At 67.0% G+C, this 15,452-nt stretch carries 11 protein-coding genes; 4 read left to right on the top strand and 7 right to left on the bottom strand.

Features of this window, described 5'->3' with window-relative positions; genetic code table 11:
• Positions 1 to 138: 138 nt before the first annotated feature.
• From ACZ9AQ_RS23150 to ACZ9AQ_RS23140, 3 genes are all read right to left on the bottom strand, one after another.
• A complete protein-coding gene (locus ACZ9AQ_RS23150) occupies positions 139 to 3,339 on the bottom strand; it encodes an efflux RND transporter permease subunit (RefSeq protein WP_429206991.1) in 3,201 nt (1,066 codons plus the stop codon).
• A gap of 28 nt (positions 3,340 to 3,367) precedes the next feature.
• Positions 3,368 to 4,510, bottom strand: coding sequence for an efflux RND transporter periplasmic adaptor subunit (locus ACZ9AQ_RS23145; protein ID WP_429206989.1), 1,143 nt, complete (start codon positions 4,508 to 4,510; stop codon positions 3,368 to 3,370).
• 230 nt (positions 4,511 to 4,740) lie between these two features.
• Complete coding sequence (locus ACZ9AQ_RS23140; protein WP_429206987.1) at positions 4,741 to 5,163, bottom strand: divergent PAP2 family protein; 423 nt, start codon at positions 5,161 to 5,163, stop codon at positions 4,741 to 4,743.
• A 132-nt stretch (positions 5,164 to 5,295) separates the two neighbouring features.
• On the opposite strand from ACZ9AQ_RS23140, the gene ACZ9AQ_RS23135 reads away from it, so the two are divergent.
• Both ACZ9AQ_RS23135 and ACZ9AQ_RS23130 read left to right on the top strand, forming a co-directional pair.
• The gene (locus ACZ9AQ_RS23135; protein WP_429206985.1) at positions 5,296 to 6,354 is read left to right on the top strand and encodes a DUF475 domain-containing protein; all 1,059 of its coding nucleotides are present in this window, start codon (positions 5,296 to 5,298) and stop codon (positions 6,352 to 6,354) included.
• A gap of 118 nt (positions 6,355 to 6,472) precedes the next feature.
• Positions 6,473 to 6,916 (top strand): hypothetical protein, encoded by a 444-nt coding sequence (locus ACZ9AQ_RS23130; RefSeq protein WP_429206984.1) that lies wholly within the window; start codon positions 6,473 to 6,475, stop codon positions 6,914 to 6,916.
• 260 nt (positions 6,917 to 7,176) lie between these two features.
• Here ACZ9AQ_RS23130 and ACZ9AQ_RS23125 read toward each other — a convergent pair whose 3' ends face one another.
• Positions 7,177 to 9,600 (bottom strand): coiled-coil domain-containing protein, encoded by a 2,424-nt coding sequence (locus ACZ9AQ_RS23125; protein ID WP_429206982.1) that lies wholly within the window; start codon positions 9,598 to 9,600, stop codon positions 7,177 to 7,179.
• Between the two features lie 102 nt (positions 9,601 to 9,702).
• Positions 9,703 to 10,710 carry a serine/threonine protein kinase gene (locus ACZ9AQ_RS23120; protein ID WP_429206981.1) on the bottom strand — a complete coding sequence of 336 codons (1,008 nt, stop codon included), beginning with the start codon at positions 10,708 to 10,710 and terminating at the stop codon, positions 9,703 to 9,705.
• A gap of 156 nt (positions 10,711 to 10,866) precedes the next feature.
• On the opposite strand from ACZ9AQ_RS23120, the gene ACZ9AQ_RS23115 reads away from it, so the two are divergent.
• Together ACZ9AQ_RS23115 and ACZ9AQ_RS23110 are read left to right on the top strand one after the other, a co-directional pair.
• Complete coding sequence (locus ACZ9AQ_RS23115) at positions 10,867 to 11,904, top strand: alpha/beta hydrolase (protein ID WP_429206980.1); 1,038 nt, start codon at positions 10,867 to 10,869, stop codon at positions 11,902 to 11,904.
• Positions 11,905 to 12,056: 152 nt separating this feature from the next.
• Positions 12,057 to 12,749 (top strand): UPF0149 family protein, encoded by a 693-nt coding sequence (locus ACZ9AQ_RS23110; protein WP_429206979.1) that lies wholly within the window; start codon positions 12,057 to 12,059, stop codon positions 12,747 to 12,749.
• A 74-nt stretch (positions 12,750 to 12,823) separates the two neighbouring features.
• Here the strand turns inward: ACZ9AQ_RS23110 and ACZ9AQ_RS23105 are convergent, their stop codons facing one another.
• Both ACZ9AQ_RS23105 and ACZ9AQ_RS23100 read right to left on the bottom strand, forming a co-directional pair.
• Positions 12,824 to 13,966 (bottom strand): HPP family protein, encoded by a 1,143-nt coding sequence (locus ACZ9AQ_RS23105; protein WP_429206978.1) that lies wholly within the window; start codon positions 13,964 to 13,966, stop codon positions 12,824 to 12,826.
• A 197-nt stretch (positions 13,967 to 14,163) separates the two neighbouring features.
• The gene (locus ACZ9AQ_RS23100) at positions 14,164 to 14,889 is read right to left on the bottom strand and encodes a carbonic anhydrase (RefSeq protein ID WP_429206977.1); all 726 of its coding nucleotides are present in this window, start codon (positions 14,887 to 14,889) and stop codon (positions 14,164 to 14,166) included.
• Positions 14,890 to 15,452: the final 563 nt, after the last annotated feature.

Here is a 15,452-nt window from a genome sequence, read left to right as displayed (position 1 = left end):
CAGGAAACGCTGGCGCAAACCGGCGGCTGCGCGGCGATTCCATGGCGAGTCGATGCAGCCCGTGTTCGAAAAGACACGGCCAGCGCGTGGCTGGCCGTGTCGGGGCAAGGGGCGGCCGGCGCCGCCCGGGGAGTGGAATCAGGCCGGCATGGCCTTGCCGCGGCCCGTCACCAGGCGGCCGCCGCGGACGATCAGGCGGTAGACCAGGCGCACGAAGGTCAAGGTCAGGATCGCTTCCACGAAGGTCATCAGGAAGGCCGGCAGCGAGTTCCAGCGCTCGGCGCGGCGGCCATACTTGGCCAGCATGCGGTCGCGGGCGATCTCGATGCTGTCGTAGAAGGTCGGCACCACCAGCAGGGTCAGCACGGTCGAGGTGATCGTGCCGCCGATGATGGCGATCGCCAGCGGCTGGTAGAACTCGCCCGCGTCGCCGAAGGCCAGCGCCACCGGCAGCATGCCGGCGATCAGCGCGAAGGTGGTCATCAGGATCGGACGCAGGCGCTTGCGGCCGGCCGCCATCAGCGCTTGTTCGCGGTCCATGCCTTCGTGCTCCAGGGCGCGGGCGGCGTCCAGCAGCAGGATCGCGTTCTTGGCCACCAGTCCCATCAGCATGATGATGCCGATCATGCTCATCAGGTTGAGCGTGTGCCCGGTGATGATCAGCGCGACCACCACGCCGATCAGCGACAGCGGCAGCGACATCATCACGCCGATCGGCGCCGTGAACGAACCGAACTGCATCACCAGGATCAGGTACATCAGCGCGATGCCCGACAGCAGCGCGATGATCATCTCGGTGAACAGCTCCTGCTGGTCTTCGCCCGAGCCGCCCAGCGCCAGGCCGTAGCCCGGCGGGAAGTCGAAGGTGCGCGCCAGCTTCATGGCGTCGGACGTGACCTCGCCCGGCGAACGGCCCTGGGCATTGGCCGAGACCGTGATCATGCGCTCGCCGTTCTTGTGGCGGATGGCCGAAGGCCCCTTGCCCATGGTGATCTCGGCGATCTGTTCGAGCGGGACCATCATGCCGGTCCCGCCGACCGAGATCGGCAGGCGCTCGATGCTCTCGGTATTCACGCGGTCGTCCGGATGCAGGCGCACGGCGACGTCGCGGGTTTCGCTGGTCGGGTCGACCCAGTCGCCCACCTCGATGCCGGCAAAGGCCACGCGCAGCGACTGGGCGGCATCGTTGACGGAAATGCCCATCATGTTGGCCAGGCCGCGGTCGAGCACGATCTGCAGCTCGTTCTTGGGATCCTGCTCGGACAGGGTGACGTCGACCGCGCCCGGCACTTCGCGCAGCTTGGCCATGTAGGCGTTGGTCAGTTCCATCAGGCGGCGCGAATCCGGACCGCTGAATTCGATCTGCACCGGCTTGCCGTTGCCGCTCAGGTCATCCATGACCACGTATTCGGCGCCGACCAGGCGGCTGATCTTCTGGCGCAGTTCCACCGCGACCTCGGCAGCGCTGCGCTCGCGCTGGCGGCGCTTGCCGATGTCGACGTAGACGCGGCCGCCGTTCAGGTTGACGTTGCTGTTGGTGTCCTCGGTCTCGGGCAGCGTGCGCGCCAGCTCGGCCGCCGCTTCCACCTTGCGGCGCGCATATTCGACGCTCGACGAGGCCGGCACGCGCACTTCGATCATGATCGTGCCCGAATCCATCTTCGGCAGGAAGCTCGTGCCGCCGAACATATTGTGCAGGGCGATGGCGCCGGCGAAGCTCGCCAGGGCGATGAAGCCCATCCAGCGGCGGTGGTGCAGCGCCCAGGCGATCACGTTGCCGTAGCGGTCGGCCTGGTGATCGAACCAGTAATTGAACCTGTCGAGCAAGCGGCCGATGCCCTTCTTCGGCGCGCTGTGGTGATCCGGCGGGTCGCCCCAGTAGGCCGACAGCATCGGATCGAGCGTGAACGAGATGAACAGCGAGACGATCACCGAGCAGGTCACGGTGAGCGCGAACGGACGGAACCATTCGCCGGACACGCCCGGCATGAAGGCCACCGGCACGAACACGGCCATGATCGAGAAGGTCGTGGCGGCCACGGCCATGCCGATCTCGGCGGTGCCTTCGAGGGCCGCGGTGCGGCGGTCGGAACCCATTTCCATGTGGCGCACGATGTTTTCGCGCACCACGATCGCATCGTCGATCAGCACGCCGATCGCCAGCGACAGGCCCAGCAGGGTCATGAAGTTCAGGGTGAAGCCGCACAGCCAGACCGCGATGAAGGCGGCCAGCACCGAGGTCGGCAGGGCCAGCGCGGTGATCAGGGTCGAGCGCCAGGAATTGAGGAAGGCGTAGACCACGAACACGGTCAGCACCGCGCCCAGCACCAGCGCTTCGATCACGTTGTTCAGGCTCGACTGCGCGTCTTCGCCGCCGTCGCGGGTGACTTCGAGCTTGGTGCCTTCAGGCAGGTGCTTGCTGGCTTCCTTGACCACCTCGTGCACCTTCTTGGCCAGGGAAACCGTCGAGGCGTCACGCGAGCGGGAAATCTGCAGGCCGACGTTCGGCTTGCCGCTGCGCATGGACAGGCTGTTGATGTCGGCAAAGCCGTCCTGGATCTCGGCTACCTGGTTCAGGCGCACGATGGTGTCGCCGTTGCGCTTGACCACGATTTGCGAGAAATCCTCGGGACGCTCGATGCGGCCGACCAGGCGGATGCCCTTCTCGTCCAGTTCGCTGCGCAGCTTGCCGACCGGTGCGTTGGTGTTGCCGCTGCGCAGGGCATTGGTCACCTCGGTCACCGACACGTTGAATTCACGCAGCTTTTCGGCGCGCAGCAGCACCGAGAGCTCGCGCCGCAGCGCGCCGTTGACGGCCACCGTCGAGACGCCGTCGATGGCGCGGAACTGGTCGGCGAGCACGTCCTCGGCGTAGCGCGAGATCTCGGCATGGCTCTGGGTGCTCGACGACAGCGCCAGCGACATCACCGGTTCGGCGGAAGGGTCGATACGGCGCAGCACCGGCTCGCGCATCTCGATCGGCAGCTTGTAGCGCACCGCCGCGATGGCGTTGCGCACGTCGTCCGAGGCTTCGATCAGGTTGCGGTCGAAGTCGAACTCCATCCAGATCGTGGCGCCGCCTTCGTAGGAGTTGGAATTGACTTCGGTGACGCCCTGGATCGCCTGCATCTGCTTTTCGAGGCGGTTGGTGATCTCGCGTTCCGAGGTCTCGGGCGAGGCGCCCGGATACGGGATGTCGACCACGATGACCGGGATGTCGACGTCGGGGTTCTGGTTGACGCGCAGCTTGGACAGCGCGAGCAGGCCGATGGCCATCATCGCGACGATGATCACCACCGTCGCGACCGGTTTCTTGACACTGAAATTGGACAGGAACATGGTTTTGTTTTCCTTTTAGTTTCCCGTATTACTTGCCCTGGACCGGCGCCGCGCCGGTGGCCGCGCTGGCGACGCGCGCCGCCGGCATGTCGACCTTCTGGCCATCCTTCAGGTTCGAGGTGGGCGCGCGCAGCACGACGTCGCCGGCGGCCAGGCCCTGCTTGACCTCGAAGTTGCCGGTGCGCGGGTCGCGCGCGCCCACCACCAGGTTGACCTTGGACAGGGTTTTATCCTTGATGCGCCAGGTATGGCTGCTGTCGCCGACCCGCACCAGGGCCGACTCGGGCAGCATCAGGGCGTCGGCGGCGGAAGCGTCGACGCGGCCTTCGGCGTACAGGCCGGCCACGCGCGGCTGGGCGTTGTCGGCGAAGCCCACCAGCACCTCGACCTGGCGCGTGACCGGGTTGGCTGCGGGGTCGATCCTTTTCACGATGCCGGCGAACTGCTGGTCGCCATAGCCGTTGACGCGGAAATTCACCTTCTGGCCGACCTTCACGGTGCTGACCGAATCGGCCGACACCGCGCCTTCGAAGCGCATGCTGGTCGGGTCGATGACTTTCACGAGCTCCTTGCCGATGGTGGCGGTGTCGCCATTGGAGACCTTGCGCTCGGAGACGATGCCGTCGAACGGCGCGCGCACCGTGGTGCGGGCCAGCTGCTGGCGCGCGGTGGCGACGCGGCTCCTGGCGCCCGACAGCTCGCTCATGGCATTGTTGCGCGCCATCTCGGCGTCGTCCAGGGCCTTGGCCGAGGTCATGCCGGAAGCGGTCAGGGTTTTCAGGCGCTCGAGCTGGCGGTTGGCCTGCTCCAGCGCCAGGCCGGCGGCGCGCTGCGCATCCTCGGCCGAAGTCAGGGTGTCGCGGATCGAGGTTTCATCAAGGCGCACCAGCACGTCGCCGCGCTTGACCGGCTCGCCATTCTCCTTGAGCACCTGCAGCACGATGGCCGAGACCTCGGCGCGCAGGTCGGCGCGGCGTTCGGGCTGGATCGAGCCGGTAACCACCGGGCCCGACGAAATGGAGTCGCTCTGGATCGTCAACACATCCTCGGGCGCCACCGTCAGCTGCGTCGGCTTGTTGTCCTTGGCCTGGCCTGGGGCCTGGGCGGAATCCTTGCCGCAGGCGACGAGGCTCGAAGCGATGGCTAGAACGAGGAGTGTTTTGCGCAGCATTGTGGTTCTCCAGAGAAGGACTTGGTCTTTTTTATAGAAATATGGATAGATACAGCCAGCGCGAAGTATTCAGGAGGGCCCCGAGGGCGTCAATTGACGAACCTGTATAACGCCGAATTCGATGGATGAACTGCGTTTTTTGGCGATGAGCTGCATTCCAGCCCGGCCGGGATGCGGAAAAACCGGACAGGCGGACGTCCGGGAGGTGGACGTCCGCCGTAAGTACATGACTAGAAGCCGCCGAGGACGGCATTGATCAGGAAGCCCATGCCGATGCCGGTCAGGACCCCGCCCGCGATCTCGATCCTGGTATGGCCCATGCGCTCGCGCAGGATCACGTAGTCGGCCTGGCCGTCGTGCAGGCGGTTGAGCGACACCGCGTGGCGCCCGACGTGCTGGCGCAGGCTGTTGGCGTCGATCATGACGATGAAGGCGAGCGTGCAGGCCACGCCGAAGGCCGGATGGTCCATGCCTTCGCGCAGGGCGATCAGGGTGGCCATGCTGGACACGACCGCGCTATGGTTGCTGGGAAAACCGCCATTGCCGACCAGATCGAAGGCCCAGCGCCGCAGGCGCACGCTGGAAATGAGAAACTTGATCGGCCCGACCACCATCCAGGTCAGTACGGGCGTCGCGAGATAGATAATGTCCATGATGCCTTATAGGTGAAATGCTGGGCGGAATTATCTCAGAAGCAAGGCGCGGTGGGCGACTTTTGACACGGACGCATCAAGCCGGGAAACGGTAATATTGACCCAACCGGTCCAACCACACAAGAGGGTCGTATGCGGCACTTCCGCTGGTCTTTCATCGTGACGGCAGTCCTGATGGTCCTCGCCGGCTGGTGGGGTTACGAACACCGGGGCCTGCCCGGCCTGCTGCAGGCGCTGTGGATCACCGCCATCCTCGGCGTGCTGGAAGTGTCGCTTTCTTTTGACAATGCCGTCGTCAATGCCTCGGTGCTCAAGCACTGGAACGAATTCTGGCGCAAGCTGTTCCTCACGGTCGGCATCCTGGTGGCCGTGTTCGGCATGCGCCTGCTGTTCCCGCTGGTGATCGTCGCCGCCGCCACCGGCCTCGGCCTGCTCGACGTCTGGCAGATGGCGATCGACAACCCCAGCGAGTATTCGCGCCACCTGACCGAACACCACGCCGAGGTCGCGGCCTTCGGCGGCGCCTTCCTGCTGCTGGTGTTCCTGAATTTCCTCTTCGACGTCGAAAAAGAACTGCATTGGATCACCTGGTTCGAGAAAAAAGTCGGCAAATACGGCTCCGAGGGGCTGGCCGTGCTGCTGGCCCTGCTGAGCGTTCTTGGCGCCATGCGCCTGGTGCCCGAAGAGCGCAAGCTGGCGGTGCTGATCGCCGGCGTGACCGGGGTGCTGATCTATATCGGCGTCAAGTGGCTGAGCGGCCTGCTCGAGAAAAAGGAAGAAGACCCCTCGGTCGGCGCCATGATTTCGCAGGGCAGCATCGGCGGCTTTCTCTACCTGGAAGTGCTGGACGCCTCGTTCAGCTTCGACGGCGTGATCGGGGCCTTCGCCATCACCAACGACGTCGTGATCATCATGCTGGGCCTGGCCATCGGCGCCATGTTCGTGCGCTCGATGACGGTGTTCCTGGTCTACAAGGGCACCCTGCAGGAATTCGTCTATCTCGAGCACGGGGCGCACTATGCGATCGGCATCCTGGCCCTGATCATGTTCGCCAGCGTGCACTATCACATCCCGGAATGGCTCACCGGGCTGTCCGGCCTGGCCTTCATCCTGGTGTCGCTATGGTCGTCGATACGCTACCGCAGGAAGATCGCGGCCCAGGAGGCCGAAGCGGCGGCGCGGACCGGCTGAATCGGTCATCGCTGAGAATTGCGGTTTGCGATTACAGCAAGGCATGGCAGAATGGGCGCGCATCGCGCGAGCGCTGCCTTATTGACCATCCAACTCTTTTCGATCGCCCAGCCCGACCATGCCCAAACCCCGCTCCACCGCCATCCTGCTGTCCGTCATTGCCGCCGTCGCCGTGCTCGGTTCCCTGTATACCTGGTTCACCCTGACCTGGGCGTATTCCGAGGGCGACCGCGCCGGCTACCTGCAGACGTTCTCCAAGAAAGGCTGGCTGTGCAAGACCTGGGAGGGCGAGATCCTGCTGTCGAGCATGCCGGGCGCGATTCCCGAGCGCTTCGCCTTCACCGTGCGCGATGAAGCGGTGGTGCAGCAGCTGAACAGCAACATCGGCCGCCGCGTGCAGCTCTCGTACGAGCAGCACAAGGGCGTGCCGACCAGCTGCTTTGGCGACACCGAGTATTTCGTCAAGCGCGCGGTGACCGGGCCGGTCGATCCGGTGTCGCCGAGCCAGGCGCAAGGTGGGATGGAAAACCGGGCGCCCGCGCAATCGGCACCCGTGCAATAAACACACCGCTACGTCGTTCCCGCACACTGCTACGTCGTTCCCGCACACTGCTACGTCGTTCCCGCACACCGCTACGTCGTTCCCGCGGAGGCGGGAACCCAAGGCTGTAGCCTGGCGATATCCTGAAACGTCGTCGGTCCGCGAGCAAGCTTAGGTTCCCGCCTGCGCGGGAACGACGTGCGCGGCTCCCGCCTGCGCGGGAACGACGTGCGTGCGGTGCGGGCCGGCGGTAACGTGAGCGGCATCGCATCCCACATCCATCATTCGCGGTCCTTGTCCCGATCCAGATCCCGATCCAGATCCCGATCCAGCTCACGCTGGACCGCAATCACTTCCGCCAGCCGCGCCGCCGCCTGCGCCGCCGAGGTGTCGCCGGCCCGGGCCTGCGACTGCTTGAACCGTCCCAATACCTCGCGCGTCAGGTCGGCCGACACCGAGCGCTGGCCGGCCTCGACCTTGCGCTCGCCGATGACGCGCTCGGTCGCCGCCAGTTCGGCGGCCTGTTCGTCCTGGCGCTTGCTTTCCAGGTTCACCAGATGCTTGCGCGCATCGGCCATCTGCAGGGTCGCCTGCGCCGCCCTGCGCTGCATCTCGGCGTGCGCCTGGGCGTGTTCCAGCAGCGCGCGCTGGGCTTCGCGCTTCTCGACCGCCGCCTGCACCGCCGCCTGCTCGACCAGTTCGCGCTCGCGCGCCAGCCGGGCTTGCGTTTCCTCGGCTTCGGCGCGCGCTTCGGCGGCCTGGGCGGCGGCATGCTCCGACGCCAGCCGCGCCGCCTGCGCCTCGTTGGCGCGAGAGTCGGCCTCGGCCTGGGCGCGCTGGGCGGCCAGCTTGCGCTCGACCAGGGCCAGCGATTCGCGCGCGGCCTGCGTGGCGTCGCGCTCGGCGCCGATCGCCTGCTCGGTCAGCGCCACCTGCCGGCGCTCGACCTCGGTGCGTTCGTGCTGGGCCTGGGCCAGCTCCTGCGCCCGGCGCGCATGCGCCTGCTGGGTGTCGCGCGTGGCCTCGGCTTGCGCCGCTTCTTCCGCCACCGCATCAAGCTGAGCCTGCTGCGCTTCGAGGGTCGCGCGTTGCGCTTGTTCCAGACGGCGCTCGGCCTGCGCCTTGGCGGCCAGCGCCGCCGCGGCGGCAGCCTCGGCTTCGCTGCGCGCCTGGGCCGCCAGCATCAATTCCTGCTCGGCCGCCACTTTCTGCTCCAGCTCGAGCAGGGCCTGGGTCTCGGCCGCCACCCGCTCGCGCTCGCGCTGGGCCAGGCGCTCGGCTTCTTCGCGTTTTTGCGCAGCCAGCTGCGCGGCCTGGCGCTGCAGTTCGACCAGTTCGGCCTCGAACGCGACCGCCTCCGCTTCGTCGGCATTGCGCTTGGCCTGGACCTCGGCCGCGGCCTGGGCCAGCGCCGCTTTTTCTTCGGCCAGGGCCTGCTCGCGCCGGTGTTCCTCGGCCTCGCGCCGGGCCGCCGCCAAAGCCGCCTCGTCGGCCGCACGGCGCGCGCGCGCTTCCAGCGCCGCCTCGGCCTCGGCCTCGAGCCGGGCCTGCACCTGGTCGCCCGCTTCTTCCTCGGCGCGGGCGCGGTCTTCGGCCACCAGGCGCAGCTTGCGGTCGATCTCGATCCGGGCCTCGGTCGCGGCCAGGATGCGGGTCTCGGCCTCGCGCCGCGCCTCGGCGCCGGCGGCCGCCATCTGTTCCAGCCGCTCGCGGTGGGTGGCGGCGTCGCGCAGCTCCTTTTCGGTCTGCAGGCGCATGCGCAGCGACTGGGCCGCGACGCGCTCGGACTCGGCCTGGGCCAGCGCGATCGCCTCGCGTTCCTGCTCGATATGGACCAGGGCGCGCGCTTCTTCCAGCGCGCGCGCTTCGGCCGCCGCGCGCGCGAACGCCGAGGCCAGCGCCACCTGGTCGGCGCGCTCGCGCTGCTGGGTCAGGTCGAGCGCCTCGGCTTCGGCCTCGGCCAGTTTCTCGGCGGTCTGGCGCGCGGCTTTTTCGGCGCGCTCGCGCTCGCGCGCCAGGATCGCGATACGGGCGTCGGCGCTGGCGTTATGCAGCACTTCTTCCTTGGCCGCCTCCACCGCCGCCATGCGCTCGGCGGCCTGCAGCCTGGCCTGTTCGGTATGCGCCACCAGCTCGTCGGCGGCGCGGGCGGCCTTGGCCGCCAGTTCCGCCTCGGCTTCCATCTGGACGGCGGCGCGGCGCCGCGCTTCTTCTTCGGAGCGCGAACGGGCCTCCAGCGCCAGGCGGATCTCGGTATCGCTCTTGACCCGCGCACGCAGCTCGGCGGTCTCTTGCCGGATCGCTTCCAGGCGCTCGGCCGATGCTTTCGCGGCTGCGCGCAACGATTCCAGCCGGTCGCGGTTGGCCGCGATCGCGTCTTCGGACGCCTGCGAATTGGCCAGCGCGGCCGCCGCCGCCGCCGCATCGATGGCGGCGCGCTCGTCGGCCAGCACGCGCGCGCGCGATTCGGCGGTCTGGCGGTTTTCAAACGCGACGTTGGCCTTGGCCTCGGCCTCCACGCGCGCGATCGCCTCCTGGATTTCGCGCATCTCGAGGGGCTTGCGCGCGGGCGGGGTGGCCGCATGGGCTTCGGGCACGGCTTCCGGAGGCGACTCGGGCGGCGCCCCGGCCGGCGCCATGCCGGCGGCCTGCGACAGGTCGATCGAAAAGTCGGCTTCGTCTTGCTTGGCTGGGTTGGGTTCCATGCGAGGTCTCAATGGCGGCGGTCGCTCGATTATCCGGCAAATCCGCTCAGTCCGCTACGCGGAACTGGGCCACAATAGTGGCTCAGCTCGTCCATTCGCCCCTTACACCGGCCACAGGGGCGGTTCGTCCATCAGGGCTACCTGCTCGCGCAGCTCCAGAATACGGTCCTGCCAGTAGCGCTGGGTATTAAACCAGGGGAAGGCGGCGGGAAACGCCGGGTCGTCCCAGCGCATCGCCAGCCACGCTGCATAATGGATCAGGCGCAGGGTGCGCAGGGCCTCGACCAGGTACAGCTGGCGCGGATGAAAATCGCAAAAATCCTCGTATCCGGCCAGCACGTCGCCCATCTGGCGCACCATCTCATGGCGCTCGCCCGAGAGCAGCATCCACAGGTCTTGCACGGCCGGGCCCATGCGGCTGTCGTCGAAGTCGACGAAATGGGGGCCGCTAGGGGTCCACAGCACGTTGCCGCCGTGGCAGTCGCCGTGCAGGCGCAGCAGCGGCAGCTCGCCGGCGCGCTCGTAGCAGCGCGCCACGCCATCCAGCGCCTGCTCGACCACGCTCGACCACGCGGCCATCAGCTCGGGCGGCACGAAATCATGGCTGCGCAGCCAGTCATAGGGCTGGCGGCCGAACGTGACCGGATCGAGCGCGGGCCGCTGCGCATAGGCCTTGACCGCGCCCTGGGCGTGGATGCGGCCGATGAAGCGGCCGGTCCATTCCAGCACCGCCGGGTCGCCCAGCTCGGGCGCGCGTCCGCCGCGGCGCGGGAACACGGCGAAGCGGAAGCCCTCGAAGGCGTGCAGGGTCTTGCCCTCGATGTCCAGAGCCGGCACCACCGGAATCTCCCGCTCCACCAGCTCGGCAACGAAGGCATGCTCTTCCAGGATGGCGGCGTCGCTCCAGCGCTGCGGGCGATAGAACTTGACCACCACCGGCGCGCCCTCCTCGCGCCCCACCTGGTAGACGCGGTTCTCGTAGCTGTTCAGCGCCAGCAGGCGGCCGTCGCCATGCAGGCCCACGCTGTCGAGGGCATCCAGCACCAGGGCGGGATCGAGCCGGGCGAAAGGATGCCCGGCTGCTTGGTTGTCGGTGTTCAAGTTATCCATCACCGCATTGTACGGCTGCGCACGCGGAAGCGGAAATGTCCCGCCTCCTGTCCCGGCTGGGTTCGCTCACGCACAGAGCGGGCCATTGTTACAAGGTCTCATGTCACATACGCATCCGGGCGCAGCCGCCCCGGACGATTACCGATAAGGAAGAACATGAAAAAGATGACCCTGACCATGGTGGCACTGGCCGCCGGCATGGTGGCCGGCGCCGCCATCGCCCGGAACGCCAAGCCGCCGAAGGCCGAGCCGACCATGCAGAAAGTGCTGGACGCCCTGGCGTCGCTGAAACCGAAGCCGATCGAGACCCTGGACCCGGCAGAAGCGCGCAAGCAGCCGAACGCCGCCGACGCGGTCGAGAAGGTGCTGCTCGATGCCGGCCAGGGCACCGCGCCGGAACCCGGCGTGACCATGAAGACCCAGACGGTGCAGGGCAAGGGCGGCAGCTTCCCGGTTCATATCTTCACCCCGGAAGGCGCGGGTCCGTTCCCGGTCGTCGTGTACTACCACGGCGGCGGCTTCGTGATCGCCGACACCAAGGTGTATGAAGCGTCGATCCGCGCGCTGGCCAAGGGGGCCAGGGCGATCGTGGTCTCGCCCGACTACCGCCTGGCGCCCGAACACACCTTCCCGACCCAGATCGACGACGCCTTCGCCACCTACCAGTGGGCGATCCAGAACGCCGGAAGCTTCAATGGCGACGCCACCCGCGTGGCGGTGGCCGGCGAATCGGCCGGCGGCAACCTGGCGACCGTGGTCTCGATGATGGCGCGCGACCGGAAGGTCCAGCTGCCGCTGCACCAGTTGCTGGTGTATCCGGTGGTCGACAACGACATGAACAACGCGTCCTACAAGAAGAACGCCAACGCCAAGCCGCTGAACAAGGCGATGATGGGCTGGTTCTTCAAGCACTACGGCGCCGACCCGAAGAGTCCCTACGCCCTGCCTTTGACGGCCGCCTCACTCGAGGGCCTGCCGCCGGCGACCGTGATCACGGCCGAGATCGACCCGCTGATGACCGAGGGCAAGGCCTACGCCGACCGCCTGCAGAAGGAAGGCGTGGCCGTCAACTACCGCCACTACACGGGCGTGACCCATGAATTCTTCGGCATGGGCGCGGTGGTGCCGAAAGCCAGGGAAGCTCAGCAATTCGCCGCCGGCGAGCTGGCCAAGGCGTTCAACGCCAGGCGTTGATGCCGTCCCGGCGCCGCGGCCGTTGCGCCGCGGCGCCATCTGCCTGCCCGCCAGCCTACCGATCGAGGTTTTTCGTGCCGCCCGGCGGCGCAGGCGTTACACTGGCGCCTTTACGCAAAACCGGCGCCCGCGCGCCATCACCAGACACCCCCATGCATCTCGAACAGCCCCTCTCCGAAAAAGAATTCGACGAACTCGACCAGTTCCTCTTGTCCGACCGTTGCTCCGACGACGCGATGACGATGGACACCCTGCACGGCTACCTGACCGCGATCGCGATCGGTCCGGAAACCATCATGCCGGCCGAATGGCTGCCGCTGGTCTGGGGCCAGGACGAGGCGGCCGCGCCGAAGTGGAAGAACAAGCGCGAAGAAGAAAAGATCATCAACCTGATCATGCGCTTCATGAACGAAGTGTTGATCACCTTCGAAGTCTCGCCGAAGGAATTCGAACCGCTGTTCGTCGAACATGAATTCGAGGGCAAGACCCTGATCGATCCGGAAGCCTGGTGCTGGGGTTTCTGGGAAGGCGTCGAGCTACGCGCCGATTCGTGGGAACCGATCTGGACCTCCGACGTCGCCGAACTGATCCGCCCGATCTACCTGCTCGGCGCCGACGAGATCGAGGAAGAAGAGCTGGCCCTGGTCGACAACCCGCACAAGATCCACGCCCTGGCGCTGGAAATCGAAGCCAACGTGCCGGCCATCTACCGCTACTGGCTGCCGCTGCGCAAGGCCGCGGTCGAGACCGTGGTGCGCGAAGAGCCGAAGATCGGCCGCAACGACGACTGCCCTTGCGGCAGCGGCAAGAAGTACAAGAAGTGCTGCGGGGCCGAGTCGGCCTGATTCACCTGTTGGCGGCGCCGCCGCCGATCCAGGACGGTGGCGGCCGGCGGCGAGGTCTCGCTACGAACCCGGAATCAATCGTCGCGCCGGCGGCGCAGCCGCCAACCCTGCGTCGCCAGCGCCACCCCATGCAGGGCATCGAGCACTTCGACCGGCCCTGCCATCCCCACCAGCATGCCCGCCGCATCGACCACCGGCACCCGCGCCAGGCCATGGCGGCCCGCCAGCGCGGCCACGGCGCTTGCCGGCTGCGCCGCCTGCACCGCGATCCCGGTCATCATCAGGTCGGCCACCCGCGCGGCCTCCTTGCGGCCGCGCAGCACGATCAGCGCGCGCGCCTTGATGCTCCATGCTTCGGCTTCGGCCGCCGCGCGCAGCAGCGATTTCAGGGTCAGCACCCCCAACAGCCGCCCTTCCCCATCCGCCACCGGCAGCGAAGGCAAGCCATGTTCGAGCAGGATGGCGCGCGCCGTCGCCAGCGGCATGTCGGGTTCGAGCCGCGCCAGCGGCGGCACCACGACGTCGCCCGCAGACAGGCGGCCGACGCGGCGCTCGGCCGCATGGCGCTCGGCATCGTTGACGATGGCGGCCAGGTCTTCGCGCGAGACGTCGAGCGCTTCACCAAAATGTTCCAGCGCGGCGTCGATGTCCTCGGGCGCCACGGCGGACGGCGCCGGAGCGGCCTTGTGCGCGTGATGGGCGCCCGTCACCCGGTTGTACAACAGCGCCGCCAGCACCAGCAGCACGGTGTTCAGGCCCACCGGCGCCAGCGCGAACGAGAGGCCTGCCTCGTGCACCGCCGGCCCGCCCAGCACCGCCGTCATGGCCACTGCCCCGCCCGGCGGATGCAGGCAGCGCAGCAGGAACATCGCGGCGACCGCCAGGCCGCCGGCCAGCGGCGCGGCGAGCATCGGATCGGGCACCCACTGGGCGCAGGCCGCCCCGACCAGGCCCGAGACCACGTTGCCGCCGATGACGGGCCAGGGCTGGGCCAGGGGGCTGGCGGGGACGCAGAACAGCAGTACGGCCGATGCGGCCATCGGCGCGACCAGCCAGGCGACGTGGGCGCCGGGGGCGCTCCAGGCCAGCACGACCTGGCTCAGCACACCGGACAGCGCCAGACCGAACAGCGCGCCGAACGCGGCCCGCGCCTGGCCGATCGGTGGCAAGGCGACCGGGTGCGGCCGCCGGAGAATGGATTGCAGAAAGGATGGCATTGCACCAAGGTTGAGCGCAAAGAGTGTCATTACAGCACATTTGCACGAAATGGGTGCGAAGAAACCCAAAAATAGTGCAGGCATCCGACTTGGCGGCATGTGCGCTGCCACGATGTCGTGCAACGCTGCACTATCTACGGCATGCCCCTATGCATTCGAGGTAGCACGCCGTAGGCACTCAACCTGGTCTGCCAGTCTTAGAAAAATTCCACGCTTCCATCATGCAGGTCGTAACGCGCCCCGACGACCATCAGCTTCTTCGTGCGCAGGGGCTCCATCAACATCGGCTCGGTTTCCTGCAGGCGCGTGACCACCCGCTTGACGTTCTCGCGCACCGACGCGTCGAGCAGCATCTCCGCCGTATACTTCTTGTTCGCCAGTCCGGCCTTCGCGCGCAACACGGCCGGCACGATGGGTTCGACCATCGTTCCAATTCTGCCGGGGAATTGTGCCTGTTTCTCGACGACGTTCACTGCGGCTTCCACCGCGCCACAGCCCTCATGCCCCATCACGACGATGAGCGGAACGCCGAGCTTGGCCACAGCATATTCGATGCTGCCCAGGGCCACCGTGTCCACCGTGTTGCCCGCATTGCGCACGATGAAGAGCTCGCCGAGCCCCCGGCCGAACAGCAACTCGGGCGGTACCCGCGAATCGGAGCAACTGACCAGCACCGCGATCGGCGTCTGGCTGCGCGCGAGCGCCAGGCGACGATCCTTGCCATAGATAACTGGTTCGGCCTTGTCGGCCATAAAGCGCGCATTCCCATCCTTGAGGACTTGCAGCGCCTGCTCCGCAGTGAGCTGCGAGGCCTTGAGCGGCTCGGCGTGGCTATTCTGAATTAAGCTGCCCGACGCGAGTGTGGCGCCCAGCACGCCGACGTGCCGAAAGAATCCGCGCTTGTGTTGATCGAACTTGGTCATCGTCCTCTCCGTGATATAGGACGAACACTATAGCCTTTGATCACCAATAGGGGTCACGCGATAGGGAGCGTGTAGCTGATCGTCAGGCTCGTCATGGAGCACAGCCCGCTCTATATCGATCGAGCCGAGCGAGCGGGCTTCTTGCCAGGTGCTGTCCTCGTTCATGCGTGCACGATCCCCGCTTGCCCGGGAGCGGGCACGAGTCGGCGTCCTACGCGAAGTCTTGAAGTCGATCTCACGCCAATCTCCCGGGATCTCGGCCCTCAAGAAAAAAATCCGGGAGGTAAGCGTCACGACCTTCAACAACAGTCTGCCGTTCTGTCGGCACTGTTGGGGCGCTGGAACGGTGTGCTCGGCCAGCGTAGCGGCATCGATCGGTCGAGGCAACAGGCAGTGGCGGAGAAGCCGTAACGCGTCTGGCCAGGCTGACTGGAGCCCCATGGGTATGGACAGGACAGGGGCGCTGAATGAACCGCCCCGGGTTTTGTAGAGGCTCCATTCTTTGAGAAAATGGAGCTATGAAGAAGCAACCGAAGTATTCCCCCGAAGTCATCGAGCGCGCT

The sequence above is a fragment of the Massilia sp. UYP34 genome (genome assembly GCF_056279385.1).
This window is presented reverse-complemented; position numbering and strand designations above follow the sequence as displayed.